The sequence below is a fragment of the Streptomyces sp. NPDC002643 genome (assembly GCF_053592555.1).
The window spans coordinates 46,009-72,305 of sequence record NZ_JBSFVY010000011.1; the positions used below are offsets into that span (position 1 = coordinate 46,009).

The following is a 26,297-nucleotide window of genomic DNA, read 5'->3' on the forward strand; positions in this document are numbered from 1 at the left end:
GAAACCTAGCGGGCTGCCCGGCCGTCAGGCGTCGGAGACCGGCCCTCCCGCGGTCGTCTCCACCACACGGCGGGAGTCCGGGACGATGCCCCCCGCCCTCGCGCGGGGGATGCGGATCGCCACGGCGAAGGCCACCGCCGCGGCCGCGACCCCTATGGCCAGCACCGCGCGCAGCCCGTTCTCCGACGGCAGTTCCGCACCATGGAAGTCGATGGTCATGTGGGCGATGACAGTACCTGCCACGGCACTGGCAACCGTGTTGCCGATGGCCCGCATCAGTGCGTTGAGGCTCGTGGCGGACGCGGTTTCGGACAAGGGGACCGCGTCCATGATGATCATGGGCAGCGCGGCGTAGGCGAGTCCTGCACCGACGCTGACGATGCAGGAGGCCACGATGAGCTGCCAGACCTCGGACATCATCACCATACAGAGGAGGTAGCCGACGGCGATGATCGTGGAGCCCAGCATGAGAGTGAACCTCGGCCCCTTGGCCTTGGTGACGCGGGCGGAAAGGGGTGAGGCCGCCATGAGCATCAATCCCTGGGGGGCCAGCACGAGGCCCGTCACGACCAGGGTGGTGCCGAGCCCGTAGCCGGTGGCCTCCGGCAGCTGGAGAACCTGCGGCAGGACCAGTTGCATGGCCAGGAGGGTGAATCCGATCGCCACCGCGGCCAGGTTGGTGAACAGCACTTGGGGACGTGCTGCGGTGCGCAGGTTCACCACGGGGTGCGGGGTGCGCAGTTCGTACCAGCCCCACAGCGGTACGACGATGACGGCTGCGCCGAACAGCGCGAGGGTGGTACCGCTGTCCCAGCCCCAGTCCTCCCCCTTGGAGACGGCGAGGAGCAGACAGACCAGGCCTGCGGTCATACCCAGGGCGCCGGCGATGTCGACACGTCCCCCTGTGCGCACCCTGGATTCGGGTACGACCCGGGCCACGAGGGCGGTGGCGAGGGCGGCCAGAGCGCCGCCGATCCAGAACAGCAGATGCCAGTCGACCTCGTCGGCGATGACCGCGGCGGTGGGCAGACCCACGGCGGCTCCCACTCCGAGGGAGCCGAGCATCACGGCGGTCGCCATGGGGAGCCGCCATGTGGGCGTCTCCTCACGAAGGATGCTGACGCCGAGCGGGATGATCCCGTTCGCCAGGCCCTGCAGTGCTCGACCGAGGATCATCGGGGCGAGCGAGTCGCTCAGGGCGCAGATCATCGAGCCCGCCACCAGCAGTCCCATGTTGAGCAGGAGCATGCGGCGCTTGCCGTACATGTCGCCGAGCCGTCCCATCACCGGTGTGGCGATGGCACCGCACAGCAGGATGACGGTAACTGTCCAGGCGGTGTCCGACGCCGAGGCGTTCAGGTACTGCGGAAGGTGAGGAACGATCGGGAAGACCAGTGCCTGCGTCAGCGCGTCGGTAATCCCGGCGAAGGCGAGAACCGGCACCAGGATGTTCGTGCGTAAGCGGGCGGATTGCCCGGCGTCGGCGGGAGCGGGGTGCGTGGGGGACATGGGTCGGGCCTCCGTGTGGGGGGAACCGCCTGCGACGGCCGTACGGAATGGGCGATCGTGGGGAAGACGCGCGGGGAAGACGCGCGGGGAAGACGTGCGGAGGAGACGCCGCGTTGAGGTCACCAGGCGACGGGCAGTTCGTGGACTCCGAAGGTGGCCATGTCGTGCCGGTATCTGATCTCATCCGGCGGTACCGCCAGACGGAGGTTCGGCAACGCGCGCAGCAACGCCGGGAATGCCTCCTGGAGTTCGACGCGGGCCAGGGACTGACCGAGGCACTGGTGGATGCCGTGACCGAAGGCAAGGTGACCGCGGGAATTGCGGTCGATGTCCAGGTCGTCGGGGTCCTGGAAGAAGGGGTCCCGGTTGGCAGCGGGAAGGTTGATGGTCAACAGGTCTCCCGCGCGCACGAGTTGGCCCCCGATGGTGAGGTCCTCGGTCGCCACCCGCCAGACCATGTCCTGGGCGATGGTCAGATAGCGCAGGAGTTCGTCGACGGCGCCCGCGATCACATCGGGATCGTCGGTGTCGCGAATCCGGGCGGCCTGGTCGGGATGGCGCAGCAGGGCCAGCATCCCCAGCCCGATCATGTTGGCCGTGGTCTCGTGCCCGGCGTGCAGCAGGATCTGGGCGATCATGGCCACTTCCGCGTGGGTGAGTTCCCCGGTGGCGACGCGGTTGGTCAGCAGCCGGCTGATGAGATCGTCGCCGGGTTCGCTCTCCTTGCGTTTCACCAGGTCGACGATGAAGTCGAAGAGCTCTCGCCGTGCGACCGTCCTTTCGTCCTCAGGCGTGTCGACACAGGCAAGGGCGGAGGAGCGCTCCTGGAAGAACTTGTGGCTCTCGTACGGCACCCCCAGCATCAGCGAGATCGCCAGCGAGGGCACGGGTAGCGCGTAGGCGCGTACGAGATCGGTCGGCTGTCGTCCCTCGCTGATCATCTCTTCGAGGATGCGGTCGACCATGTGCCGCAACTGCGGGCGCATCGCCTCCATGCGCTTGACGGTGAACTCGCCGGTGAGCATGCGGCGGGTGCGGGCGTGCTCGGGGTCGTCCTGGCGCGGGAACACCGGCGGCATTCTCAGATCCTCGGTACTGACCATCAGCACGGGGTACCGGCGGACGTCCGCGCTGATCCGTGGGTCGCTCAGCGCCGCTTTGACGTCCTCGTACCGGCTTACCGCCCAGGCGGTCTTGCCGTGCGACGTCCGCACGCGCGATAAGCCGTCGTGAAGACGCCACTGCGCGTACTCGGCCGGGGGATCAAAGGGGCAGCGGAGCGAGCGTGCGCCAGGGAATGAGGGAAGGTCGGTACCGCCATGAGTTCCGGTCGCGGTGCTCATCGATACTCCTGGTGGGGGCGTGGGGGCGTGGGGGCGTGGGGGCGTGGGGGCGTGGGGGCGTGGGGCCTCAAGAGTTATGGTGTCTTAGGTTACGGAAACCTAGGTCACTGTAACCATGCGGTATCCGGATCGGAATCCTCCTCTTGGCGGATTCCGGTGATCGGCACGGGTTTTCGCGGCGCGAGTCGAGAGGGCGGAAGACCTATCCCAGGAAGACCGGCAGCTCGTAGAGGTCGTTCTGCGTCACTACTGGCCTGTTGCGGAGTTCGCGGGGGGAGACGGCCAGGGAGAGACCGGGGAAGCGGGCGTACAAGGCGGGCAGGGCGACTCCTGCCTCCAGGCGGGAGAGGGCCGCACCGGGGCAGACGTGCGGACCGTGGCCGAAGGAGATGTGCCGGTTCCTTGTCGCGCGGGTGATGTCGAACGATCCGGCGGTCGGGCCGTGGGCCTCCTCGTCGCGGCCGATCGCGCCGTACGAGACGATGAGGGCGTCACCCGCGGGGATCAGCGTCCCGCCCACCGGCACGTCCTCCGTCGCGAAGCGGATGAGCACGTGCGAGCTGGGTGGGGAGTAGCGGAGGGTTTCCTCGATCGCCGAGGACCACTCCGCCTGCCCCGATAGGGCCAGGGCCTTTTGTTCGGGGTGGGCGGAGAGGTTCACCACCGTGTTGACGATCAGTGAGACCGTCGTCTCGTGGCCCGCCCCCACCATCACCTTGAGCGTGGAGACGATCTCGTCGTCGGTGAGTTGGTCACCGTCCTCGGACGCCAGGATCAGAGCCGACGTCAGGTCGTCACCCGGTGATTCCCGCTTCGCCGCCACCGTCTCCTCCACGATCTGCGTGAGCTCAGTGAGGGTGGCGACGAACTCCTGGGGAGGTGTCTGCGTTGAGAAGAACTTCTCGAAGAGCTCTTTCAGCCGGGGAAGAAGGGATTCCTCGATGCCCAGCAGGTCGGCGATCACGTACATGGGCAGCGGGTAGGCGAACTCCGCTTTGAGGTCGACCATGGTGGAGCCATCCGTGGGCAACCGGTCCAGCAGGCTCTTCGCGAGTTGTGTGATGCGCTCGCGCAGTTCTTCCACCCGGCGCGGTGTCAGCGCCTGTGCGACCAGGGCCCGTAGTCGCCGGTGGTCCGCGCCGTCCACGGTCAGCATCGAGGGGCCGGGGTTGGCCAGAGCGATCAGCGGCCAGTCAGGGGGGATCTCGCCGCGCTGCCAGGCACCCCAGGCGTTGATGTCCTTCACCAGCCGGGGATCCGTGAGCAGTGCCCGGGCCTCGGCGTGATGGGTCACCGCCCACACCGGGACGCCGCCGGGCAGTTCCACGGCGGCGAGCGGACCGGCCTCACGCAACTTGGCGTTTTCCCCATCGAGGTCGGACACGAACGGGTCCAGAGTGATATGGGGCGTCATGGGGGCTTCCTCCAGTGGGAAGGGAACGAGTGCGGTACGGGCGGCATCGGTGGAACCGCACGGCTACTTCGGTGTGACCCTGCAGCGGCAGGGAGGCGAGGCGGGTCCGGCTCGCCTGACACCAGGCGGACAGCCGATCCGGGATCGGCCGGAGACCGTTGTGCCTGCCCGGAGAGATGAACACCTCCGGTGTTGGGGCACACCCGGACGGGCCGGGCTCTGACGCAAGGGGGTCAGTGCGTGTTACAAGGTTACGGTGACCTAAGTTACCGTAACTGTTATAAGAATGGACATCCTTCTTTCGGCGGAGTTGGCACGGGGGCCGCGCCTTGGACCCGAGTGACCGGTCGGCCTCGGTCGCTTGGCCGACCGGCGATGGGCCGGCGAAGCCATGTGCTGCCGGCGCGTCGTACGGACAGGGGCCGAGGCCGACCGGTCACCCCAGTCCGGTGGGGAGGGCAGCCGGCATACCGCGTGCTACTCGCGGACGACGCTGCCTTAGTACCGCGGTATGAACGACCGTGATCCGGTCGGCATCGTGGTGCCGTCGACGGAAGCCGCGGCGCACCTAGCGTTCTTGGCAGGGCCGCCGGGATCGCCGGCGCACCCGGCCGGGCATCGTGAAGGGAAACCCGCCGATGATAGAGATCCACCATGTGGTCAAGCGCTACGGCGACAAGACCGCAGTCGACGACCTTGACTTCACTGTCGAGCCGGGAGTGGTGACGGGCTTCCTCGGCCCCAACGGGGCGGGGAAGTCCACCACCATGCGCATGGTCATCGGACTCGACGCGCCCACCAGCGGCCATGTGACGGTCAACGGCAGGCGCTATGCCCAGCACACCGCACCCCTGCAGGAGGTCGGGGCGCTGCTGGAGGCCAGGTCCGTCCATCCCGGCCGCTCCGCCTACAGCCACCTTCTGTCCCTCGCGTACACCCACGGCATCCCACGCCGCCGGGTGGACGAGGTGATCGAGCTCGCCGGCCTCGGCAAGGTCGCGAAGATGCGTGCCGGGTCCTTCTCATTGGGCATGGGGCAGCGTCTGGGCATCGCCGCGGCCCTCTTGGGCGATCCGCAGACGGTGATGCTGGACGAACCGGTCAACGGTCTCGATCCGGAGGGCGTGCTGTGGATCCGTACCCTCCTCAAGGGCCTGGCCGCAGAGGGGCGGACCGTCTTCGTGTCCTCGCACCTGATGAGCGAGATGGCGCTGACGGCGACCAACCTCGTCATCGTCGGCCGGGGCAGGCTGCTGGCCGACACGACGGTGGATGCCTTTGTCGAGCAGGCAGGCGGCGAGAGCGTCAAGGTCGCCTGCTCCGACCCGGAGCGGCTGCGGTTGCTGCTGGCCGGCCCCGACGTGACCGTCACCGGCGAGGTCGGTACGGAGACCCTGCAGGTGTCGGGACTGAGCGCGCGCGAGATCGGCCGCCGGGCCGCCGACGCGGGCATCGCCGTCTATGACCTCACCCAGCAGACGGTCTCCCTGGAGGAGGCGTTCATGGCCCTGACCCACGACGCCGTCGAGTACCGCAGCACCACTGACACCGAGACGAACGGGAGCGCCGCCGCATGACCAGCGTCCAGGCCACATCCACCCCGGCGACGACCGCGAACCCCCGCTACAAGGTGACGTTCCCGAGAGTGCTGCGCTCGGAATGGTCCAAGTTCCTTTCCCTGCGATCGAGTTGGATCACCCTCGCGGTCGCCGTGCTGGCCACGGTGGTCATCGGCATGGTGGCGGCCTACCGGTACGACCCGGTCCACGCCGACCAGCACGACGCGGTCGCGCTGTCACTGGACGGCATCACCCTGACCCAGCTCGTGGTGGGTGTCCTGGGTGTGCTGAGCACGGCAGGGGAGTACACCACCGGCATGATCCGCTCCACGTTCGCTGCGGTGCCCCGGCGCCTGCCGGTCCTCTGGTCCAAGTGCCTGATCTACTTCGGCGTGGTTTTCGTGGTCGGCGCGGCGGGCGTGATCGCTTCCTTTCTGGCGGGCGCGGGCTTCCTCTCCGGCAAGCCGATCGCTCTGACCCTGTCCGACTCCGGCGTGCTGCGCTGCCTGTTCGGTGCCGCGCTGTACCTGGCCATGGTGGCCGTGCTGGGTGCGGGACTGGGCATGCTGGTGCGCTCCGCGGCGGGTGGCATCTGTCTGCTGGTCGGCGCGCTGATGCTGATGCCGGTCCTGCTCGACCTGCTGCCCAGCAACTGGAAGACGGACGTGACCCCGTACCTGCCGGCGAACGCCGGCCAGTCGATCTTCACCCTGCACACGGACAGCACGATGCTCAGCCCCGGTACGGGCCTGTTGGTCCTGCTCGGCTGGGTGACGGCGGTGCTGGTGGGGGCGGCGTACCGTGTGAAGCACTCCGACAGCTGACAGACGTTCCGCTCGGTACCCCCTTCTCCACCGACCCTGCCCGAGGCAGCATCATGAACTCCGTAGCCGAACCCGTGTGGGCCCAGCCGCTGGAAAGTGGCTGGATCCGCTTCCGCGCCGCGGACCGGAGCCGTCCGCAGATACTCGACTCGCTGCTCGCGGCAGGTGTCCTGGCGGCCGCGATCGCCGACCTCTTCGAAGAGGAGGAGCGCGGTCTGTTCGGGGTGCAGGGCGCGTCGGCATGGGTGGTCGTGATGAACGCGTTGGCGCTGGCGTTGCCTCTGGTGTGGCGTCGGCGTGCCCCGCTGGCGGTCTTCGGTGTGGTGCTCGGGGTCTGCGCGGTGCAGTGGGCGGCTGGACTGGCGCTGCGCAGCGACCTCAGCCTCATGATCGCCTTGTACGGGGCAGGCAGCTATGCCTCGCCGCGCTCGCTGCGGAACGTCGCGATCGCCACGGTGCCGGTGTGCGCGCTGCTGGCCTTCCGGGTCCGGCCGCTGGACTCCCAGCCGTGGGTGTCCCTGTTCTTCGTGCTGTGTGCGGCCACCGCGGCGGCGGCTCTGGGAGTGGCCGGCCGGATGCGCCGGGCACAGTTGGCGGCGCTGGCCGAGCGGGCGGCGACTCTTGAAGTCGAGCGCGAGCAGCGTGAGCTACTGGCCGCGGCCAACGAACGCGCGCGGGTCTCACGCGAGTTGCACGACATCGTGGGGCACAGTCTGGCGGTGATCGTCGGTCTGGCGGACGGGGGCGCGGCCGAAGCCCGGCTGCAACCCGAGCGGGGTCCGGAAGTCCTGCAGACGATCGCCGAGGCCGGGCGTACGTCGCTGGGTGAACTGCGCCGCGCCCTCGGCGCGCTGCGTGCCGAACTGCCCGAGGACGGTGGGGGCCCCGAACTGCATCCGCAGCCGGGTACGGCCCAACTCCCCGCCCTGTGCGAGCGGATCCGGGCCGCCGGGCCGACGGTGACCTACACCGCCAAGGGTGACCTCTCCGCGCTCGGTGCCGGCCTCCAACTGGCCGTGTACCGGATCGTCCAGGAAGCCCTGACCAACAGCCTCAAGCACGCCGGACCACGCACCCGCGTGCGGGTCGCTGTCACGGCGGACACCCGCGCCGGTGACGTCCTGGTGCAGGTCGACGACACGGGTCCGCCGGCGGGAGAGGTGGCAGCGGACCGTCCGGGCGGGAGCCACGCGTCCGGGCAGGGCCTGATCGGCATGAGGGAGCGCGCCGCACTCGCGGGCGGCAGCGCCGTCTCCGGACGCCGGGCCGGCGGCTGGACCGTCCGGGCCGTGCTGCCCATGAACCATGACACTCGGGCGAGGACCGAGCCGCGGGCCGGGAGCCTCCGTCCTGCTCCCGTGGACCGGCCTCGAGTTCAGGAGCGCTCGTGACCACGGTGCTGATCGTCGACGACCAGCCTCTGCAGCGCATCGGCTTCAAGATGCTGCTGAACAGCAGCCCGGAGACCACCGTGGTCGGGGAGGCGGAGCACGGCGCGGAGGCGGTGCGCCGGACGGCGCAGCTGCACCCGGACGTGGTGCTGATGGACATCCGCATGCCCGGTATGGACGGCATCGAGGCCACGCGTCGGATCGTCGCGTCCGGCGGCCGCTCCCGGGTGCTCGTGCTCACCACCTTCGACCTTGACGAGTACGCCTACGGCGCGCTGCGCGCGGGCGCCAGCGGCTTTCTGCTCAAGGACGCCCGCCCCGACGAACTTCTCGCGGGAATCCGGGCCGTCGCGGGCGGCGACGCGGTGGTCGCGCCCGCGATGACCCGACGCCTGCTGGAGGTCTTCACCACGCACCTCCCGCCGCGAGACCCCGACGGAGATCCGCGCCTGACGGGTGTGACCCAGCGTGAGCGCCAGGTCCTGACCGATATCGCGCTCGGGCTGACGAACAGCGAGATCGCCGAGGACCTCGGCCTGTCCGAGTCGACCATCAAGACGCACATCGGCCGGATCCTGGCCAAGATCGGTGCCCGCGACCGGGTGCAGGCCGTCATCTTCGCCTACGACACCGGTCTCGTACGGCCGTCCTGAACAATGCCCCGCCCGGTGGGGAGGCGCACAGACGCCCCGCTGTCCGTGGTCTGCCCGGCACACGGACATCGGTCGGAACCACTCCGTTGCCGGCGGCCGGCCTCTGGCGGCCACCGGCCCGTGACGGATCAGTCGGCGTCGGGTGAAGGGCGCAGACCCGCCTTCTCGACCGTCGTATCCACCGGAGTGACCAGGGCATCGGGTTGGTGCCGTGGGATGAAGGAGGCGACGGCCAGGGCTACGGCGGCGGCACCGACGCCGATCGCCAGCACGGCGCGCAGGCCGTTCTCGGAGGGCACCTCCACACCGTGGAAGTCGATCGTCATATGGGCGAGGAGCACTCCGGCCAGGGCGCTGGAGGTGGTGGTCCCGATTGACCGCATCAGGGTGTTGAGGCTGTTGGCCGCGGCGGTCGCCGACACGGGAACGGAGGCCATGACGAGGGTCGGCAGCGCGGCGTAGCCGAAGCCGACGCCCATGGCGACCACGCAGGAGGCCATGATCAGCGTCCATGTCGCGGACATCAGCACCATGATGAGGAGGTAGCCCACCCCCACGACCACGGCGCCGATCATCAGGGTGGTCTTCGGCCCCCGGGTCCTGGTGACGCGGGCGGAGAGCGGGGCGACGGCCATCATGACCAGGCCCTGCGGGGCCATCACCAGGCCCGCTGTGGTGAGGGACTCGCCCAGTCCGTAGCCCGTGGGTTCCGGTAGCTGGAGCACCTGGGGCAGGACCAGGTTGAGCGCGAACAGGGCGAACCCGAAGGCCAGTCCGGCGAGATGGGTGAACAGGACCTGAGGGTGTGCGCTGGTGCGCAGGTCCACCATGGGCTGGGGGGTGCGCAGCTCGAACCAGCCCCACAGAGGCAGGGCGAGCAGGGCTGTGGCGAGGAGGCCGAGAGTGGTGCCGCTGCCCCAGCCCCAGTCGGTGCCCTTGGAGATCGCGAGCAGCAGACAGACCAGGCCGATGCCCATGCCCGCGGCGCCCGTGAGGTCGACGCGCCCGCCGGGTCGTGCCTTTGACTCGGGCACCAGCAGCAGGACGAGGAGGAGAGCGAGCGTACCCAGCGCGGCCGAGGTCCAGAACAGCACATGCCAGTCGAACGTGTCGGCGATCATCGCGGACGCGGGCAGGCCCAGGGCGCCGCCGACACCGAGGGAGCCGAGCATCACCGCGGTGGAGACCGGGAGCTTCTCGGTGGGTACCTCGTCGCGCAGGATGCTGACGCCGAGGGGGATGACCCCGTTCGCCAGCCCCTGCAGCGTGCGGCCCACGACCATCGGTGCCAGGGAGTCGCTGAGCGCGCAGATCACCGAGCCCGCCACGAGTACGGCGACGCCGATGAGCAGCATGCGGCGCTTGCCGTACATGTCGCCGAGCCGTCCCAGCACGGGGGTGGCGACGGCACCGCACAGCAGGGTGGCGGTGAGTGCCCAGACGGCATCGGCCGCGGAGGTGTGCAGGTACTCCGGAAGGTGGGGGATGACCGGGATGATGAGCGTCTGTACCAGTGCCACGGCGATTCCGGTGAAGGCGAGAACCGTCACCAGGACATTGGTGCGTCGTCCGCCGGATGGGGCGGTCTCGGACATGAGGGGCGATGGGAAGGACATGGGGCAGGCCTCCGGGGTGTGGGGGACAGGAGCGCAAGAGCCGATGTCGCTTGTACTTCGTGGACGACCGGGAGCGGTGGTCACACAGAGGTGACGCGCGTGCTGCGGTGACTCACCGCCTCACTCCGGTCGCGGTCCTCTCGGTGGTGGACGGCGCGCAGGCCTCGTTCACCGCGACCTCGTGCCAGGGGGTGCCTGCGGCCAGTGCCTGTCGCCAACCGCGCAGGATCTTCGGCGTCACGCCCACGCCCAGGACACCGGTCAGACGGTCACCGGTGCGGTACGCCGCCACGAAACGGCGCTCGTCCAAATCGCCCTCCACCACGGCGACCTCGTCATGACCACGCAGGTATCCGTATGCCTGGATCTTCATGTCGTACTGGTCGGACCAGAAGTACGGCACCGGTGCGAACGGCTTGCGTGCCTCCGGCCGGGCGAGCAGGTTGCGGGCGGCGGCCATGCCCTGCTCGGCGGCGTTGGTGCGGTGCTCGATCCGCATCGAGGTACCGAACAGCGGGTTGAACCAGCGGGCCACGTCCCCGGCCGCGTAGATGCCGGCGGCAGCCTCGCAGTACGCGTCGCACGCCACGCCGTCCTCGACAGCGAGCCCGCTGCCGGCCACCCACTCGGTGTTGGGCTGTGACCCCACGGCGACCAGAACCTCGTCGCCCTCGACGAACTCGCCGTCGGAGAGGAACACGCCGACCTCGGTCACCTCCGACACCGTCACCCCGGTGCGCAGGTTCACGCCGCGCTCGTGATGGGCTCGGGAGAGGACCTGGCCGACGTCCGTACCCACCACTTGGGCCAGCGGAACCGCCGCGGGTTCGAGGAGGGTGACAGAGGTGCCGAGCGCGGAGGCCGTGGCCGCGACCTCGGCACCGAGGAACCCGGCGCCGACGATGAGGAGGCGGCGTCCGTGCCCGAGCCGTTCCCTCAGGGCCAGGGCGTCGTCCAGCGTCCGCAGCACGTGAGCGCCCTCGCTCGGCAGCCGACGCGGGCGGACGCCCGTGGCGATGACCAGTCCGTCGTACGGTACTGTCCCGCCGTTCGCCAGGCGCACGGTCCGTGCCGTGGTGTCCAACCCGGTCGCGGTGGTGCCAAGGCGCAGATCGAGGCCGAGTGCGCGCAGATCGTCGGTGCTGCGCAGCGCCAGTTGCCCGGATTCCCATTGCCCGGTCAGGAATTGTTTGGACAGGGGAGGCCGGTCGTACGGCATGAGCAGTTCCTCCCCGATGAGGGTCAGCGTCCCGTCGTAGCCCTCCCGGCGCAGCGTCTCGGCCGCCGCGAGGCCCGCTGCCGAGGCGCCGACGACCGCGATCCGCCTCACCGCTCCACCAGGCGGATCGCCGCCGCGGGACAGAGCGCCGCAGCTTCTTTCACGCCGTCGAGGAGACTCGGATCGGGCCGGTCGGCGAGCAGTACGGCGACCCCGTCCTCGTCACGCTGGTCGAACACCTCCGGAGCGGCCAGGACGCACTGACCGGCGGCGACGCATTTGGGCTCGTCGAGTTCCACTTCCACACGCATGGTTTTCGTCCTTGTTCTCGGCGGAGACGGGCGAGTGTCGATTGCTAGGTTATGGTGACCTAGGTTACGGTAACCGCTATGTGGATCGACATCCTCCTTTTGGCCGAGCTGGCCCGCGGACCACGCCACGGATACGAACTGCGCAGAGAGGTGGAGGCGGCGACGGGGCACTCGTTGTCGAACAACTCGCTCTATCCCCGACTGCGCCAGTTCGTCGATGGCGGGGCGGTACTGCGCAGTGCGGAGGAGCAGGAGGCCAAACCGCCGCGGCACGTCTACTCGATCACCGACGTCGGCCGGGAAGTCCTGCACGACATGCTGGCCGAGCTCCCCGAAGAGGGAGTCGACCAGTCGCGCGAGTTCCACGCGCGGCTGGTGAACTTCGCCTGGCTGAACCCCGAGGAACAACTCCGCGTGCTCGACGCCCGGGACCACGTGCTGGCCCGCAACGGCGACCGCGTCGCCGCGCTGGCGTCCGTGCGGGTGGAGCAGTGGAGCCGCTTGGCGCTCGACCACGGGATCGAGCGGATCGACGCGGAGCGCGACTGGCTGGCGGGGCTGCGGGCGAATGTCCAGAGCGGTGTGCACCCGTCCGGACCGACCCAGGAGCATTGATGAGCACGGTGACCGACGCGAACGAAACAGCCGACCTCCCCTTCTTTCCCGGTGAGCGCTCGGCCAGTTGCCCCTTCGACCCGCCGGCCGACTACGCGAAGTGGCGCGAGGCGGAGGGGTTGCGCAGGGTGGTGTGGGGCGGTCACACGGTCTGGGTGGTGAGCCGGATCGAGGACATCAAGACCGCCATGACCGATCCGCGTATCAGCGCGGACATCGTCGGCCGGCTGCAGGGCGAGGAGCGCGGTGAGGGGGCACCGCCGATCTTCCCGCGGATGGACGACCCGGAGCACGCCCGGTTACGCCGCATGCTGACCAAGGACTTCACGGTCAAGAAGGTCCAGGCCATGCGTCCGCGCATTCAGCAAATGGTGGACGACTTCCTCGACCGGATGATCGCGGCGGGCCCGCCGGCGGACCTCGTGCGCGACTTCGCGCTCCCCGTGCCCTCCCTCGTGGTCTCCCTGCTGCTCGGAGTGCCGTACGAGGACCACGAGATCTTCCAGGAGCACACGGCGGTCATGATGAGCCTGCACCGCCCGCAGGCGGAGCGGACCGCCGCGACCCGGGCCCTCTTCGGCTATCTGCGGGAACTGGTGGCGCGGAAGGAGGCGGAGCCCGGCGACGACCTGATCAGCCGTCTGCTGCGCGAGCACGTCGCGAACGGGGACATCGACCGCGACACGGTGGCGATGAACGGTCACCTCCTGCTCAACGCCGGCCACGAGACCACGGCCAACATGATCGCCCTGGGCACCCTGTTCCTGCTCCGTCACCCCGACGACCTCGCGCGGATCCGGGACACCGACGACCCGGCGGTGGTCGCGGGCGCGGTCGAGGAACTGCTGCGCCACCTGACCATCGTGCACAGCCTGGTCGCCCGGGTGGCCGTCGAGGACGTCACCATCGGCGGACAGCTGGTCAAGGCCGGAGAGGGCCTGGTCATGAACCTGCCCGCCGGTAACCGGGACCCCGAATTCATCCCTGACCCCGATGAGTTCGACATCGGCCGCGATGTCCGCGGACACGTCGCATTCGGCCACGGCACCCACCAGTGCATCGGCCAGGTCCTGGCCCGCGCGGAACTGGAGATCGCGCTGCCCACCCTGCTGCGCAGACTGCCCGGCCTCCAACTGGCGGTTCCTTTCGAGGAGTTGAGGTTCCGCGGCGACATGAGCATCTACGGCGTCCACGAACTGCCCGTCACCTGGTGAACCGCGACCGTACCGAGAGGCACGCATGACCGTCACCGAACCCAGGCCCTATCCGTTCGACACCGAGAAGCTGGACTTCGACCCGCTGTACGCCGAGCTGCGGCGCGAACAGCCCCTGTGCCGTGTCAAGTTGCCGTACGGAGAGCCCGCCTGGCTGGCCACCCGCTACGAGGACGTCAAGATCGTCCTCGGGGACCCGCGCTTCAGCCGCGCCGCCGCCGTCGGCCGGGACCAGCCCCGCTCCCGCCCCTATCCGGCCGGCGCCGGAGCGATGATCAGCCTCGACCCGCCCGAGCACAGCCGACTGCGCAGACTGGTGGCGAAGGCGTTCACCATGCGGCGCATCGAGCAGTTGCGGCCGCGCGTGCAGCAGATCGCCGACGGACTCGTCGACACGATGGTGGCCGAGGGCGCACCCGCGGATCTCGTGCAGGCCTTCGGGCTGCCCCTGCCGATCGCCGTGATGTGCGAACTGCTCGGGGTGCCCTTCGAGGACCGGAGCGACTTCCGGCGGTGGGCGGACGCCTACCTGTCCACCAGCAAGTTCACCCGGGAGCAGGTGGCCGACTCCCGCGCACAGCTGAGGGAGTACGTCTCCGCCCTCACCGCCGAGCGACGCAAGCAACCGCAGGACGACCTGCTGTCCGCCCTCGTCGCCGCCCGTGACGACGAGGACCGCCTCTCCGAGGAGGAACTGCTGACGATGGCGGAGACGATCCTCGTCGCCGGCCACGAGACCACCGCCACCCAGATCCCCAACTTCGTCTACCTGCTGCTCACCAACCCCGACCAGCTCGCGGCCCTGCGCGCCGACACCGCCCTGGTGCCCAGGGCGGTGGAGGAACTGCTGCGCTACATCCCCGCCGGAGCGGGCAGCTCGCAGCCCCGCTACGCCCTGGAGGACGTGGAACTGGGCGGTGTGACCGTGCGCGCGGGCGAGCCCGTGGTGGTCGACAGGTCCTCGGCCAACCGGGACGAGACCGTCTACACCGATCCGGACGCACTCGACCTGACCCGCAAGGAGGCCCCCCACATCGGGTTCGGGCACGGCGCCCACCACTGCCTCGGCGCCCCGCTGGCCCGGATGGAACTCCAGGTCACCCTCCACACCCTGCTGACCCGGCTGCCGGGTCTGCGGTTCGCGGACTCCGCCGACGACGTCGTGTGGAAGTCGGGCGTCTCCACGCGCGGTCCGGAGCGGATGCCGGTCACCTGGGACCGCGCATGAGCGACCTCGGATTCGACGGCAGGGTCGCGGTCGTCACCGGCGCGGGCGGAGGTCTGGGCCGGGAGTACGCGCTGCTGCTGGCCTCGCGCGGAGCCCGGGTCGTGGTCAACGACACCGGCGGCTCGACAGCGGGGGAGGGGACGGACGAGGGTCCTGCCGAGAGCGTGGCCCGGGAGATACGCGACCTGGGCGGCGAGGCGGTGGCCGACACGCACAGCGTGGCGACGTCCGAGGGCGGGCGGGCCGTCGTCCGCACCGCTGTGGACGCCTACGGCAGCGTGGACATCGTCGTCAACAACGCCGGCATCCTGCGGGACGCGCCCTTCCACGACATGACGGCCGACGTGCTCGATCCCGTCCTCGACGTGCACCTGAAGGGTGCCTTCTTCGTCACCCGGCCGGCGTGGGACATCATGCGGGAGCAGGGCTACGGCCGCGTGGTCAACACCACCTCGGCGGCCGGACTCCTCGGCACCGTGAACAAGAGCAACTACGGCGCCGCCAAGACCGGGCTGATCGGACTCACCCGTGTCCTGGCCGCCGAAGGGGCCGCACACGGTATCAAGGCCAACGCCGTGGCCCCGATCGCGCTCACCCGCATGCTCACCCAGTCCATGACACGAACCGGAGCACAGGGGAAGGCCCCCGAACCCGCACGCGAGCAGGAGGGTGCCGAGCAGTCGATGACCGTGGAACGTATGAAGTCCTTCGTCGACAAGCTCGATCCGGCGCTGGTCGCGCCGGTCGTCGCCTACCTGGCACACGAGGACTGCCCCGTCTCCGGCGAGATGTACACGGTGGGCGCGGGCCATGTCGCGCGGTTCTTCATCGGTAGGACAGAGGGCTACTTCAACCCGGCCCTGTCGATGGAGGACGTCCGTGACCACTTCGCCGAGATCCGTGACGAGACCGGCTACACCGTCCCGAGGGATCCCGGCGAGGAGACCGGCAGGTTGTTCAGGACGGTGCAGGGCTGACCGAGGAGCGCGCCCCGGTCGATGGGCGTAGGAATTCTGAGTACTGCCATGAGCCGCGCATTTGTCTGCGATTTTCTGATCGGCTCGCGCATTGTTTCGTGGCGGGATGTGAGTACCGGCCGGTGGCGAGAAGTTATTCTCACCGCCGGCCGGTATCTACTGTTTAGGCGGGAGGCTCAACTATCGAGCAGCGCCCGCCGTTCGCGGGGTCGTACACGCACCCGGCGGTGGAGTGCGACGAGGTGGACGCGGTCGGTGTCGTCAGCCCGAGGGCGGCGACGGCGAGAAGTCCGGCTATGCAGATTCTCTTGACGGGGTTCACGACCGAGCGCTTCATGCGGAGATCCTTTTCTCTCGACAGTGACTGCTTTAATGTTAACCAAGGCTGATCACCGTTGTTCCAGAGAAATGAGGAGATTTTGACGAGGGTCGATAACGGAATGTCCGTGAAAGGGAAGCTCAGCGGGACAGGCCGATGACCCTGCCGCCCAGGCTCTTCGGTGCGGTGGCGGGACTGCCGCTCACCGCGGCGAAGGGCAGGGACGTGGTGGGGGCCGAGGGGCGCTGGATCAGGTACGACGTCCCGGACGTGGCCGGGATCGTGAGCGTCGCGCCGTTCTGGCCGGAGAGCACCGTCCCCCCGGAGCCGTTGACCACCATGACGTTCTGACCGGGCCACGGATTGCGTACGGTGATGTCACCGCTCGCGCCGGCCTGCACCGCCACCGTCACCAGCGTCCCGCCGCGGATCTGCACATGAGCCCTGCCCTTGTGCTGGATGTACACCGTCCCGTCGGCGTCCCAGGCGCTGGGCCAGCCCGGCGCGATGCGAAGGAGCCCGTCGTAGTTCTGCACGAGTCCCTCGGCGATCGCGGCGGCGTTGACGCCCTGTTGCTCCAGATACGGCGTCTGCGGCTGGGCGTTCCAGCTGGCCAGGCCGTTGGGGAAGACCTGGTACTTGGCGACGTTGGCCGTCATCGCGGTGCGCATCTCGTCTCCCAGGCCGAGTCGGGCCGCCTGGAGCGCGTCGAAACTCCAGTCGCTGCGCGTGACGTAACTGCGGTATGTGAAGGTCCTCTTGCCCAGATCGGTGTCGTTGCCGCTGTCCCCGGTCAGGCCGTAGGGCCAGACCGGTTCGAGCCCCAGGTTCTCGGAGTTGTGCTGCGTGGCCGTCGGCTGGGCGGACAGGGCGATCATGTTCGTGCCCGAGGCGTCGGAGGACGGACCCAGCACCTGGGTCTTGGTCGCGGTGTCCGTCCTGGGCAGTGGACGGATCTTCGGGATCGCGGTGCGCAGCGCCGAGACCAGGTCGGCATCGACGCCGAGTGTCTGCGCCGCCGACACCACGACCGGGAACAGCGCCCGCATCGCGGTCACGTCCGTGGTCGGGTCGTTGACCGCCCACTGCGTCTCGTGCGCGTTGGAGGTGGTGTGCAGCAGACCGTCCGCCCCGGTCGTGGCGTGCGACAGCAGGAACTGCGCCGCGCCCTTCATCAGCGGGTAGTACCGCGTCAGGAACGACCTGTCGTCGGTCATCAGGTACGTCTGCCAGACCCACAGGCCGATCTCGGCACCCGTGGTGACCGTCTGGGAGTTGTAGGACGGGGTGATGAGCGAGTCGCAGGAGGCGTTGCTCTCCGCCTGACCCGGGGCGTAGTAGCCGTTGCCGTTGAAACGCATCGTCTCCGGCACGCACAGCCCCTGCCGACCGGGGTAGTGGGCCTTGGTCCAGGCGGCGATGTTGTCGATGTTGGTGCGGTAGAGGTCGAAGACCGGGGTGTTGAGCGAGAAGGCGCCGGCCGAGATGTCGGCCTGGACGTACATGCGCAGGTTCCAGAACCAGTAGCCCGCGGGGTACCAGGGCTGGCTGTCCTGGCTCGGGTTGAACAGGTTCGCCTCGCCGGCCTGGCTGCCGGGCAGGCCACCGCGGTTGGAGGCAGCGATGTTGTACAGGTAGAGGGTGCGCATGTTCTCGAAGTACTCGCCGGAGCTGTCGGCGGACGAGATCCTGATGAGGCCCACCGAGTTCCAGTAGGCGTGCCACCAGGCGAGATGACCTGCGGCGAGGTCTGCGGAAGTGCGGGTCAGATCGTTCCCCAGCACGGTTCTCGTGGTGCTGATCGCGTCGCCGCCGGTCCAGGCGGGGGACGCCGCGATGACCCGGAACGACCCGTCGCTGTTGGGTCGGAAACTCACCTGTCCGGTGCGGGAGTCGGGCGTGGACGCGGTGACGTCGCGTCCGCCCGCGCTGATCCCGGCGAGCGTGCCGAAGGTCCGCCCGGAGGCGCCGGTCACACCGCTGTCGGTCCAGGTCTCCGACAGCGTGGCCACCGCGCCGGACGCCTGCGCGCTGGGAGTGCGGCTGCTCCACAGCTGCACCTGCGCCGTCTGTGTACTGCCCGGGTCGGCGCCGGTGACGTCGACGACGAGCTGGGAGGTGTCCGCCCGCACGTAAGCCCGCAGGGTCATACCGCCACCGGACTGGTACAGCGTCCCGTCGTACAGGTCGAGGCGGCTGGTGAAGTCGGAGGCGCCGGTGAGCTTGGAGAGGCCGGGGATGACGACCCAGCCGGGTGACTTGCGGTTGGGGAAGGTGTCGTTGCGGTTGAGCTGGGCGGTGAAACCGTTCGCCGCCCAGGCTGCGGCGCCGAGTGTGCCGTTGCCCAGGGGGACGAACTCGCTCGCGGCGGTGTTGGCCCGGTTCAGGATGATGTCCGACCGGCGGACCACGTTGGGTGTGTCGACGACGAACCTGCCGTTCTGCCAGGCCGTCGTGTTCGTGGCGGCCACGGCGGACGGTCCGTCGACCGCCGACATGCCGGCCATCAGGAGGGGGATGGCGGCCCCCGTGGCCAGAAGCCTCTTCCAGCGGAATCGCATCTGAACTCCCTTGTCAGCAAGTCGAGTTGCTTTGTGTGAAGGGACCGTCCGTCGATGTTCGTGGTCAGGCTGTTCACCGTCGCCGTCCGAGTCGCGCGGTCGGCGACGGCGTGGATCGCCTGTGCGGGCCGGGGAAGGGGCGGGCCTGGAAGACGTGACGGACGGGGGACGACCTTGAGGGCGCGGTGGTCGCCGAGCGCGCTGACGCTCGAAGGGCTGTGTGGCGAACACATCCCGTGCACGCAACCGACCCCACCCGTCGACGACCGGCCCGAAGGGGGAATCGGCGGCCGTATGGATTAACGCACGGTGGCCTTGGAGGGGGCTGCCGGGTGGAGTCGGGTGTGACGGCAGGGGTGCGTCCGTTCGGATGTGGGCATGCGGGCTCCTAGGGAGGCGGCGAGGCCCTCCGCGCGGTCACCGTGTTCGACGTTGCGGAGTTCCCGCACGGTGGCGTGCGGGGCTGGCCTGCCGGTACGGGGTGATGCGGGTGCCGTCGTGCCCGATCCGCGCGGCCTGCGGACCGTGTTCCCCGAGCCGGCGACGGCTGGATCGCTGGACACCACACGACTGCTCGGATGTCTTGGATAATAGGGGTCTCACAAGTACCGTCAATACTCTTCGCATCGATCGAATCTCGTATCGAAACTTGCGACGCTCCAGGCATCGTCGAACCGCCCGGCCGGTCGCGCCCTCACGGCCAACTCCCATGCGCAGTCGGGCAAGTGCGGCGATGGCCGTCGGAGCGTGGACGCCGGATCGATGAAGGTGCAATGCGATCGTTTCGATGAGAAGTGCAGAGCCTGGTTCAGAAGGCGACACGCTCGGAAGCAGCAGTCATTGGATGATTGTTGGGTAGAGGCGATGAGATCGGCGAGTGAGCGTAGGCGTCGCGCCGGAGTGCTCCGGCGGCGCGGTGCGCGGATCTGCCCGGATGACGTCCGGCACCAAGGGGCACGCGGAGGACACGGCCGCACCGGCGTCAGGGCGAGCGGGGTACCCGGCGTTCGATGAGGCGGCGACGCTCTGAGCCGCGCCGGTGGAGACAGTTCCGAGACCGGCTCCGGGCACCTGTGTCGAGTCGCACCACGGAATCGCCGAGACGGGAACCGGAGGCGCCGATCACGTGCGTCCCTTGCCGTCCGACGAAGGCGATCCGTCGGACGGCAAGGGTGGTCGCCTCAGTGGGAAGGGCGGCCGAGCTGGTGCTCCAGGAAGGAGAGGACCGTCTGCCACGTCGGAGTCACCGGGTGGGGCGGTGCGCTGTGCCCCTTCTTCGTGCTCTCCTGGTAGGCACCCTGGCGGGTCGCGTCGTCGGTGAGCATCGCGAAGTCCGTGCCGTGTCCGGCCTTCGGGAAGGAGATCAGGTGTGCCTCGTCGCCCGCGGCGGCCAGCTTGTCGTAGAGGATGCGGCTCTGGTGGTAGGGCACGATCGTGTCCTGCTCGCCATGGAGGATCAGGAACGGCGGGGTGCGCCGGGTCCCGATGTAGCTGAGCGGATCGGCCGCGGCGACCTTGTCCGGGCAGGCCGTGATGGTGCAGCCGAGGAGCCGTGACTCGGGGGAGCGGGCGTCGGAGTGGCAGTCCGTCAGCCCGAACGCCGCGTTGAACACCGCGCAGTTGTCCGGCATGTGCGCGTCTATCTGGAGGAAGTCCGTGGGCGGGTAGAACGGCACGGCCGCCTGAACGGCGCTGGAGGGGCCCTGTACGCCGACATCGCCTTCGAGTGCCGGGATGTTCCCGGTGACGGCCGCCATCGCCGTCGTCCAGCCGCCGGAGGAGTCGCCCATGATGGCGAACCGGTTCGGGTCGAGGTGGTACGCCGCCGCGTGCGCGCGCAGCCAGCGGATGGCGCCCTTGATGTCGTACAGCTGCGCCGGGAACTGCGCCTGCCCGCTGGAGCGGATCGCCACGCCCGCGACGGCGTATCCGTGCGGGTTGAGCTGGGCGGCCGCCTTGTCGGCGCCGCTGCGACCGCTGTCGGCCAGCCAGCCCGAGCCGCTGGTGAAGATGACCAGCGGGAGCGGCTCCTTCGACCGCGGAACGTAGAGGTCCAGCAGGTGGCCCTGGGTTCCGGCCGGCTGGGCGGGCGCGTAGGCGAGGTCCTTGGTGACCTGGACATCCGTATCCGCCCGTGCGGGGGCGGGGGCGGGGGCGGGGGCGGGGACGGCGGTCCCGGCGGCCATGAACAGAGCCGCACCTGCGGCGGCCACCGCAAGCGCCAGCGGAACGCGTCTTGAGCGCGGTCGCCGTATGTGCAGCCGTATACGTGGAAGCACTGTGCTGACTCCTCTTCGATTCGGGTGCGGGGTGGGAATGAGAGAACGAAGTTCGAGCATCAGTTGCCGGTGATCTCCGCAGCCGCCGGGGCCGTTACCGCCGACGGGGCGGGTGCGGGGGTCCGACCGGTGCGCCGGGCCACCGGTACGAGGGTGATCGCGACGGCGCCCACGAGTCCGGCCAGTGCGAAGGTGGTGAAGCCCCAGCTCTCGTTTCCGTTGGTGGCGAGCGCGCCGATCAGCCAGGGTCCGACGACCGCGCCGGTTCGCCCGACTCCGGTGACCCAGCCGAGCCCCGCGGCGCGTTCGCTGTCGCGATAGACGGTGTCGGTGGCCGCGTAGACCATGACCTGCGCGCTGAAGAGCCACACCCCCGTGACGGCGACCACGACGTACGTGACGCCGAGTGGCAGGTGGGACTTGAGCAGGAGAGCTCCGGCGGCCGTCAGTACGAACCAGATCGCCGACACGCGCACGGGACCGAACCTGTCGGCGGTACGGCCGGCGATGAGCAGGCCGACGATACCGCCGGCGTTGATGACGAGGAGGAAGCTGACGGAGGAGTTCAGACCGTAACCGGAGGCCCGCATCATCTGCGGCAGCCAGGTGCTGACGCCGTACACCAGCAGCAGACCGCAGAAGGAGGCCAGCCAGAGCAGCGGGGTCGCCCAGCGAGCGTCGGGGTGGAACAGTGCTCGCACCGCGGCCAGGCGCCCCCTGGCTCCGGCGGCCGGTGCCGCGACGGCGGTGGGCCGGGGCAAGCCGTAGCGGTCCGCCACCGCGTGGGCCTTGTCCCGCTCACCCCGGGCCAGCAGCACGCCGGGTGACTCCGGAAGCAGCCTGAGCAGCAGCGGTACGGCGATCACGGCCGGCAGCACACCTGCCCAGAAGACCCAGCGCCAGCCCGCGGCCGGGGCCAGTGTCAGCCCGAGCCCGGTCGCCGCCATGCCGCCGGCGTGGTACGAGGTCATGAGCAGGCCAGTGGTGAGGGCGGCTCTACGGGGCGGCGCGAACTCCATGGCCATGGCCAGGCACAGCGGCATGAGCCCGCCCAGCCCGAGGCCGGCGACGAACCTGCCGCACCCGAACAGTCCTACTCCTCCGGCCACGGCGCAGATCGCCGAGCCGAATGAGAACAGCGTCACGCTGGATACGAGCATCAGCCGCCGGCCCAGCCAGTCGGTGAGGTTTCCGGCCGTGAGCGCGCCGACGAGCATGCCGAACGTGGTCCAACTGCCGATGGTGCCCGCACTCGCCGGGGTCAGGCCGAGTCCCGCGTCGTCGAGCATGTGGGGCATCACGACGCCGTAGATGTTGACGTCCATGCCGTCGAAGAACACGGCCAGCCAGCACAGGGCCAGCACCGGGAACACGGTGCGGAACGTGTGCGAGGGAGCTGACGCGGTGGACGTGGGGGAAGAGAGCATCTGCGTCCTTGGAGATGTGGGGGACCTTGAAGCGCGAGCCCATCGATACATTGGTTCGCCTGGTGAAATATGGTTCACTTCAAGATGGGGATGAGTCTCGAACGGCGGTCGCCCGGTGTCAATGGGACCGGGCGGTATTCCGTCTCGATCACCCGGCCCGAATCCTGTGCGCAGACTGTCTGCCCGGCAGCCGGTCCTTTGAGGAGTCATCTATGAGCAGTGGCGAGTTCCCCGAGGTCAGGACGGCGGTGGGCGCGGTGCGCGGTCGCCGCGAGGGCGGCCTGGAGGTCTTCCGTGGCATTCCGTTCGCCCAGCCCCCGGTGGGCGTGGCGCGTTTCGCCGCGCCACGACCGGTGGAGCGCTGGGACGGAGTGCGTGAGGCGTTCGCGTTCGGACCGCCGCCCCCGCAGGAACCGATGGGACCCGAGGCGGAACTCCCCGCCGGCCTTCCGGCCGGTGACGACTGGCTGACGGTCAACGTGTGGACGCCGGCTACGGACCCGGCGGCGCGCCGACCGGTGATGGTCTGGATCTACGGTGGCGCCTACAAGTTCGGGTCCGCCGACGACCCGGCCTACGACGCCGGCCGGCTCTCCCGTGACGGAGACCTGATCGTGGTCACCCTCAACTACCGAGTCGGCATCGAGGGGTTCGCCCTGATCGACGGCGCACCCGCGAACCGCGGACTGCTCGACCAGGTCGCCGCCCTGGAGTGGGTGCGCGAGAACATCGGCGCCTTCGGTGGCGACCCCGACCAGGTCACCGTCTTCGGTGAGTCCGCGGGCGCCGGGTCCATCGCCGCGTTGATGGCCATGCCGCGAGCGCGGGGGCTGTTCCGGAGGGCCATCGCCCAGAGTGTGCCGGGTACTTTCTTCTCCGCCGCGCTGGCCGGTGACATCGCCGAAGCCCTGGCGGGCGGGCTGGGACTGCGCCCTACGGTCGCCGATCTGTCCGGTGTCGACCCGCGCAAGCTGCCCGAGGCGGGGGCCGCGCTGACCGCCGGGATGCGCGGGTACGTGGACCGCTGGGGCCCGGTCGCGCTGACCCCGACCCCCTTCTCGCCCGTCGTCGACGGTGATGTCCTGCCCACCACGCCGTGGCAGGCCCTCGCGAGCGGCGCCGCGCGGGACGTGGAGCTGATCGCCGGGCACAACCGGGACGAGTACCGCCTCTTCCTCATGCTCGGCGGGCTGCTGGGACGGGTGGACGAGGGGCTGGCCTCGATGGCGCTGCGGCTGTTCGGACCGGCGCCCGACGGCGAACGCGCCTACCGCGCCGCGTTCCCGGACGCCCCGTCGGAGTACCTGTTCGAACTGGTGCAGTCCGACTGGCTGTTCCGCATGCCCTCCCTTCACCTGGCGGAGGCACAGGTGGCCGGCGGCGGCCGGGCCCACGTGTACGAACTGACCTGGGCCGCACCCGCCAACGGCGGTGCTCTGGGCGCCTGCCACGGACTCGACGTACCCCTGACCTTCGGCGTGTACGGCGGCCTTGGCGCCATGCTGACCGGTCCCGTACCCTCGCCCGAGACCGAGGCGCTCTCCGCCCGCTTCCGCTCCGCCTGGACCGCTTTCGCCGCCACGGGAGACCCGGGCTGGCCCGCGTACGACACCGACCGCCGCCTCGTCCAACTCCTCGACGCCGAACCGACGGTCACCGCGTACCCCGAAGAGGCCGCCCGCCGCATCTGGGAAGACCACGCCTTCGCCGCGCTGCCTCTGACGGCGCCGTAAGCCGAACACGTCGGGGTTGCTCCGTTCCCTGGCCGGCCGGGAGGTGACCGGTCGGCCAGGGCGACCCCGGTCCGCCGTGGGTCGTGATGAACCGGATGTCCCGCGCCTCGGTCGCGTGTCCGCCGATGCCGTACACCGGAAGCCGAGCTTCTGTAACCACTGACGTACGGCCTATTGACCTCAGCGCGTGCAGAGGCCTAGCGTCCGGCCTGTCGTGTTCGGCACACGAAACTTTGTGCGCTTGGCGCACGCATTGCTCCCTCAGGAGGGGCCCTATGCAAAGGCGCGTTTTTGGGCTTGCCGTCACTGTGGCGACGGTCGTGGCCGCGGCCGGATGTGGATCCTCGTCGTCCGGGGCCGGTGACTCGGCCTCCTCCGGCGGCGGGACCACGCAGGTCAAGGTCGGGGTCATCCCCATCGTGGATGTCGCCCCGCTCTATTTGGGGCAGAAGAAGGGCTTCTTCACCAAGCGCGGCATCGATCTGAAGATGGAGACCGCGCAGGGCGGTGCGGCCATCGTTCCCGGTGTGGTCAGCGGTCAGTTCGACTTCGGGTTCAGCAACGTGACCTCCTTGATGCTCGCTCAGACCAAGGGCGTGCCGATCAAGTCCGTGGTCAACGGAGTGGCCACCACCGGCAAGGTCGGGGCCGATGTCACCGGGGTCGCCGTCAAGAAGGACAGCTCGGTCAAGTCCGCCAAGGACCTCGTCGGCAAGAAGGTGGCGGTCAACACCCTGCAGAACATCGGGGACACCACGGTCCGTGAGTCGGTCCGCAAGGCCGGGGGCGACCCGGCGAAGGTCGAGTTCGTCGAGATGGCGTTCGACCAGATGCCGGCCGCACTGGACGGTGGGCAGGTGGACGCAGCCTGGATGGCCGAGCCCGCGCTGACCATCGCCAAGGGCCAGGGCGCCCGTGTGATCGCCTCGCCGTTCGCCGAGACCGATCCCAAACTCACCGTGGCGACGTACTTCACCTCCACGAAGCTCCTGAAGCAGAATCCGGACCTGGTGAAGAAGTTCACCGCGGCCATGACCGAGTCGCTGGAGTACGCCTCCCAACACCCGGACGAGGCACGCCAGATACTCACCGGCTACACCAAGATCAGCGGCACGGTGCTGAAGGACCTCACCCTGCCCAGCTGGCCGACGGAGATCGACATGGCCTCGCTGCAGAAGCTCGCCTCGCTCGGCGAGGAGGACGGCATCTTCGGTGACAAGAAGCCGGACCTGGACGCGCTGTTCTCATGACACCGACGGCAACCGCGTCCGTGACGCCGCGTTCCGCCGGGACCGAGAACGGTCCCGGCGGTGCCCGAAACCCGAGCCGCCTGGGCACCGCCGCCGCTGCGCTGCGCGGTCTGGCCGGTCTGGCCGGGCTGGTGGTGGTCCTTCAAGTACTGCCGCACAGCGGCCTGGTGTCGGCCGACTACCTCCCGCCCGCCTCGGAGATGGCCCGGGCTCTGTGGCACCTGCTCGCGGAGGGCGCTTTCTGGACCGCCCTCGGCGACACCCTGACCGGATGGGGCCTGGGGCTGGCCGTCGCCGTGGCGGCCGGCCTGGTCGCCGGGATCGTGATCGGTTCGGTGCCCGTCCTGCGGGCGGTGACCGCCTCCACGGTCGAGTTCCTGCGGCCGATCCCGTCCGTGGCGCTGATCCCGGTGGCGGTGCTGCTCTACGGCACCGATCTGAGGTCGGTGCTGCTGCTGGTGGTCTACGCCTCGTTCTGGCAGGTGCTCGTCCAGGTGCTGGCCGGGACGCAGGACGTCGACCCGGTCGCCGAGGACACCGCCCGCAGCTACCGGTTGGGCGGCTGGGGGCGGGTGCGGTACGTGATGTGGCCCACCGCGCTGCCCTACGTCATGACGGGTGTGCGGCTGGCCGCCACCGTGGCGCTGGTGCTCACGATCACGGCTGAACTCGTCATCGGAGCCCCGGGCCTGGGCCACGAGATCGCCGTCGCACAGACCTCCGGCGCTGTACCGCAGGTATACGCCCTGGTCCTGGTCACCGGGCTGCTGGGGGTCTCCGTCAACCTGATGGCGCGAGCCGTCGAGCGGCGGGCGCTGCACTGGCACCCGTCCGCGCGCAGGGAGGGGTGACAGG

Annotated in this window: 21 protein-coding genes; 11 read left to right on the forward strand and 10 right to left on the reverse strand. The window is 69.5% G+C overall.

Features of this window, described 5'->3' with window-relative positions; all coding sequences use genetic code 11:
• Positions 1 to 24: 24 nt before the first annotated feature.
• From ACWD4G_RS18255 to ACWD4G_RS18265, 3 genes are all read right to left on the reverse strand, one after another.
• On the reverse strand, positions 25 to 1,509 hold the full coding sequence (locus ACWD4G_RS18255; RefSeq protein WP_451294491.1) for an MFS transporter: 1,485 nt from the start codon (positions 1,507 to 1,509) through the stop codon (positions 25 to 27).
• 119 nt (positions 1,510 to 1,628) lie between these two features.
• Positions 1,629 to 2,723, reverse strand: coding sequence for a cytochrome P450 (locus tag ACWD4G_RS18260; RefSeq protein WP_451294493.1), 1,095 nt, complete (start codon positions 2,721 to 2,723; stop codon positions 1,629 to 1,631).
• Between the two features lie 331 nt (positions 2,724 to 3,054).
• Positions 3,055 to 4,266, reverse strand: coding sequence for a cytochrome P450 family protein (locus ACWD4G_RS18265; RefSeq protein WP_451294494.1), 1,212 nt, complete (start codon positions 4,264 to 4,266; stop codon positions 3,055 to 3,057).
• A 638-nt stretch (positions 4,267 to 4,904) separates the two neighbouring features.
• Here ACWD4G_RS18265 and ACWD4G_RS18270 point away from each other — a divergent pair.
• The 4 genes from ACWD4G_RS18270 to ACWD4G_RS18285 are packed head-to-tail and all read left to right on the forward strand — an operon-like array spanning position 4,905 to position 8,693.
• The gene (locus tag ACWD4G_RS18270; protein ID WP_451294496.1) at positions 4,905 to 5,843 is read left to right on the forward strand and encodes an ABC transporter ATP-binding protein; all 939 of its coding nucleotides are present in this window, start codon (positions 4,905 to 4,907) and stop codon (positions 5,841 to 5,843) included.
• Positions 5,840 to 6,649 carry an ABC transporter permease gene (locus ACWD4G_RS18275; protein ID WP_451294498.1) on the forward strand — a complete coding sequence of 270 codons (810 nt, stop codon included), beginning with the start codon at positions 5,840 to 5,842 and terminating at the stop codon, positions 6,647 to 6,649. Before ACWD4G_RS18270 ends, ACWD4G_RS18275 begins: the two co-directional genes overlap by 4 nt.
• Before the next feature lie 53 nt (positions 6,650 to 6,702).
• Positions 6,703 to 8,040 carry a sensor histidine kinase gene (locus ACWD4G_RS18280; protein ID WP_451294500.1) on the forward strand — a complete coding sequence of 446 codons (1,338 nt, stop codon included), beginning with the start codon at positions 6,703 to 6,705 and terminating at the stop codon, positions 8,038 to 8,040.
• Positions 8,037 to 8,693, forward strand: a complete 657-nt coding sequence (locus ACWD4G_RS18285) for a response regulator (RefSeq protein ID WP_451294502.1) — start codon at positions 8,037 to 8,039, stop codon at positions 8,691 to 8,693. The genes ACWD4G_RS18280 and ACWD4G_RS18285 overlap by 4 nt, the downstream gene beginning before the upstream one ends.
• Before the next feature lie 128 nt (positions 8,694 to 8,821).
• Here ACWD4G_RS18285 and ACWD4G_RS18290 read toward each other — a convergent pair whose 3' ends face one another.
• The 3 genes from ACWD4G_RS18290 to ACWD4G_RS18300 form a co-directional block, all read right to left on the reverse strand.
• Complete coding sequence (locus ACWD4G_RS18290) at positions 8,822 to 10,288, reverse strand: MFS transporter (RefSeq protein WP_451294504.1); 1,467 nt, start codon at positions 10,286 to 10,288, stop codon at positions 8,822 to 8,824.
• A 133-nt stretch (positions 10,289 to 10,421) separates the two neighbouring features.
• Positions 10,422 to 11,639, reverse strand: coding sequence for an NAD(P)/FAD-dependent oxidoreductase (locus ACWD4G_RS18295; protein WP_451294506.1), 1,218 nt, complete (start codon positions 11,637 to 11,639; stop codon positions 10,422 to 10,424).
• Complete coding sequence (locus tag ACWD4G_RS18300; RefSeq protein ID WP_451294866.1) at positions 11,636 to 11,833, reverse strand: ferredoxin; 198 nt, start codon at positions 11,831 to 11,833, stop codon at positions 11,636 to 11,638. Before ACWD4G_RS18300 ends, ACWD4G_RS18295 begins: the two co-directional genes overlap by 4 nt.
• A gap of 84 nt (positions 11,834 to 11,917) precedes the next feature.
• Between ACWD4G_RS18300 and ACWD4G_RS18305 the strand changes: the two genes are divergently transcribed.
• The 4 genes from ACWD4G_RS18305 to ACWD4G_RS18320 are packed head-to-tail and all read left to right on the forward strand — an operon-like array spanning position 11,918 to position 15,873.
• On the forward strand, positions 11,918 to 12,454 hold the full coding sequence (locus tag ACWD4G_RS18305; RefSeq protein ID WP_451294508.1) for a PadR family transcriptional regulator: 537 nt from the start codon (positions 11,918 to 11,920) through the stop codon (positions 12,452 to 12,454).
• The gene (locus tag ACWD4G_RS18310) at positions 12,454 to 13,668 is read left to right on the forward strand and encodes a cytochrome P450 (protein ID WP_451294510.1); all 1,215 of its coding nucleotides are present in this window, start codon (positions 12,454 to 12,456) and stop codon (positions 13,666 to 13,668) included. The genes ACWD4G_RS18305 and ACWD4G_RS18310 overlap by 1 nt, the downstream gene beginning before the upstream one ends.
• A 25-nt stretch (positions 13,669 to 13,693) precedes the next feature.
• Positions 13,694 to 14,896, forward strand: coding sequence for a cytochrome P450 (locus ACWD4G_RS18315; protein ID WP_451294512.1), 1,203 nt, complete (start codon positions 13,694 to 13,696; stop codon positions 14,894 to 14,896).
• Positions 14,893 to 15,873: an SDR family NAD(P)-dependent oxidoreductase gene (locus ACWD4G_RS18320; RefSeq protein ID WP_451294514.1), complete on the forward strand. Its 981-nt coding sequence runs from the start codon at positions 14,893 to 14,895 to the stop codon at positions 15,871 to 15,873. The genes ACWD4G_RS18315 and ACWD4G_RS18320 overlap by 4 nt, the downstream gene beginning before the upstream one ends.
• 163 nt (positions 15,874 to 16,036) lie before the next feature.
• Here ACWD4G_RS18320 and ACWD4G_RS18325 read toward each other — a convergent pair whose 3' ends face one another.
• The 4 genes from ACWD4G_RS18325 to ACWD4G_RS18340 form a co-directional block, all read right to left on the reverse strand.
• Positions 16,037 to 16,210: a hypothetical protein gene (locus ACWD4G_RS18325; RefSeq protein WP_451294516.1), complete on the reverse strand. Its 174-nt coding sequence runs from the start codon at positions 16,208 to 16,210 to the stop codon at positions 16,037 to 16,039.
• Positions 16,211 to 16,332: 122 nt separating this feature from the next.
• Positions 16,333 to 18,753: a glycosyl hydrolase family 95 catalytic domain-containing protein gene (locus tag ACWD4G_RS18330; RefSeq protein ID WP_451294518.1), complete on the reverse strand. Its 2,421-nt coding sequence runs from the start codon at positions 18,751 to 18,753 to the stop codon at positions 16,333 to 16,335.
• Between the two features lie 1,181 nt (positions 18,754 to 19,934).
• The gene (locus tag ACWD4G_RS18335; protein WP_451294520.1) at positions 19,935 to 20,939 is read right to left on the reverse strand and encodes a prolyl oligopeptidase family serine peptidase; all 1,005 of its coding nucleotides are present in this window, start codon (positions 20,937 to 20,939) and stop codon (positions 19,935 to 19,937) included.
• A gap of 152 nt (positions 20,940 to 21,091) precedes the next feature.
• Complete coding sequence (locus ACWD4G_RS18340; RefSeq protein ID WP_451294522.1) at positions 21,092 to 22,459, reverse strand: MFS transporter; 1,368 nt, start codon at positions 22,457 to 22,459, stop codon at positions 21,092 to 21,094.
• A gap of 212 nt (positions 22,460 to 22,671) precedes the next feature.
• On the opposite strand from ACWD4G_RS18340, the gene ACWD4G_RS18345 reads away from it, so the two are divergent.
• The 3 genes from ACWD4G_RS18345 to ACWD4G_RS18355 all read left to right on the forward strand — a co-directional run bounded on the left by ACWD4G_RS18345 (position 22,672) and on the right by ACWD4G_RS18355 (position 26,293).
• Complete coding sequence (locus ACWD4G_RS18345) at positions 22,672 to 24,192, forward strand: carboxylesterase/lipase family protein (RefSeq protein ID WP_451294524.1); 1,521 nt, start codon at positions 22,672 to 22,674, stop codon at positions 24,190 to 24,192.
• Between the two features lie 275 nt (positions 24,193 to 24,467).
• Complete coding sequence (locus ACWD4G_RS18350; RefSeq protein WP_451294526.1) at positions 24,468 to 25,442, forward strand: ABC transporter substrate-binding protein; 975 nt, start codon at positions 24,468 to 24,470, stop codon at positions 25,440 to 25,442.
• Positions 25,439 to 26,293 (forward strand): ABC transporter permease, encoded by an 855-nt coding sequence (locus ACWD4G_RS18355; protein WP_451294528.1) that lies wholly within the window; start codon positions 25,439 to 25,441, stop codon positions 26,291 to 26,293. Before ACWD4G_RS18350 ends, ACWD4G_RS18355 begins: the two co-directional genes overlap by 4 nt.
• Positions 26,294 to 26,297: the final 4 nt, after the last annotated feature.

Coding starts and splice junctions, on each gene's coding strand:
- ACWD4G_RS18265 (WP_451294494.1), bottom strand. CDS start 4,266: ATGACGCCCCATATCACTCTGGACCCGTTCGTGTCCGACCTCGATGGG.
- ACWD4G_RS18280 (WP_451294500.1), top strand. CDS start 6,703: ATGAACTCCGTAGCCGAACCCGTGTGGGCCCAGCCGCTGGAAAGTGGC.
- ACWD4G_RS18270 (WP_451294496.1), top strand. CDS start 4,905: ATGATAGAGATCCACCATGTGGTCAAGCGCTACGGCGACAAGACCGCA.
- ACWD4G_RS18315 (WP_451294512.1), top strand. CDS start 13,694: ATGACCGTCACCGAACCCAGGCCCTATCCGTTCGACACCGAGAAGCTG.
- ACWD4G_RS18335 (WP_451294520.1), bottom strand. CDS start 20,939: ATGGCCGCCGGGACCGCCGTCCCCGCCCCCGCCCCCGCCCCCGCCCCC.
- ACWD4G_RS18255 (WP_451294491.1), bottom strand. CDS start 1,509: ATGTCCCCCACGCACCCCGCTCCCGCCGACGCCGGGCAATCCGCCCGC.
- ACWD4G_RS18305 (WP_451294508.1), top strand. CDS start 11,918: ATGTGGATCGACATCCTCCTTTTGGCCGAGCTGGCCCGCGGACCACGC.
- ACWD4G_RS18310 (WP_451294510.1), top strand. CDS start 12,454: ATGAGCACGGTGACCGACGCGAACGAAACAGCCGACCTCCCCTTCTTT.
- ACWD4G_RS18275 (WP_451294498.1), top strand. CDS start 5,840: ATGACCAGCGTCCAGGCCACATCCACCCCGGCGACGACCGCGAACCCC.
- ACWD4G_RS18325 (WP_451294516.1), bottom strand. CDS start 16,210: ATGAAGCGCTCGGTCGTGAACCCCGTCAAGAGAATCTGCATAGCCGGA.
- ACWD4G_RS18320 (WP_451294514.1), top strand. CDS start 14,893: ATGAGCGACCTCGGATTCGACGGCAGGGTCGCGGTCGTCACCGGCGCG.
- ACWD4G_RS18330 (WP_451294518.1), bottom strand. CDS start 18,753: ATGCGATTCCGCTGGAAGAGGCTTCTGGCCACGGGGGCCGCCATCCCC.
- ACWD4G_RS18355 (WP_451294528.1), top strand. CDS start 25,439: ATGACACCGACGGCAACCGCGTCCGTGACGCCGCGTTCCGCCGGGACC.
- ACWD4G_RS18345 (WP_451294524.1), top strand. CDS start 22,672: ATGAGCAGTGGCGAGTTCCCCGAGGTCAGGACGGCGGTGGGCGCGGTG.
- ACWD4G_RS18340 (WP_451294522.1), bottom strand. CDS start 22,459: ATGCTCTCTTCCCCCACGTCCACCGCGTCAGCTCCCTCGCACACGTTC.
- ACWD4G_RS18350 (WP_451294526.1), top strand. CDS start 24,468: ATGCAAAGGCGCGTTTTTGGGCTTGCCGTCACTGTGGCGACGGTCGTG.
- ACWD4G_RS18290 (WP_451294504.1), bottom strand. CDS start 10,288: ATGTCCGAGACCGCCCCATCCGGCGGACGACGCACCAATGTCCTGGTG.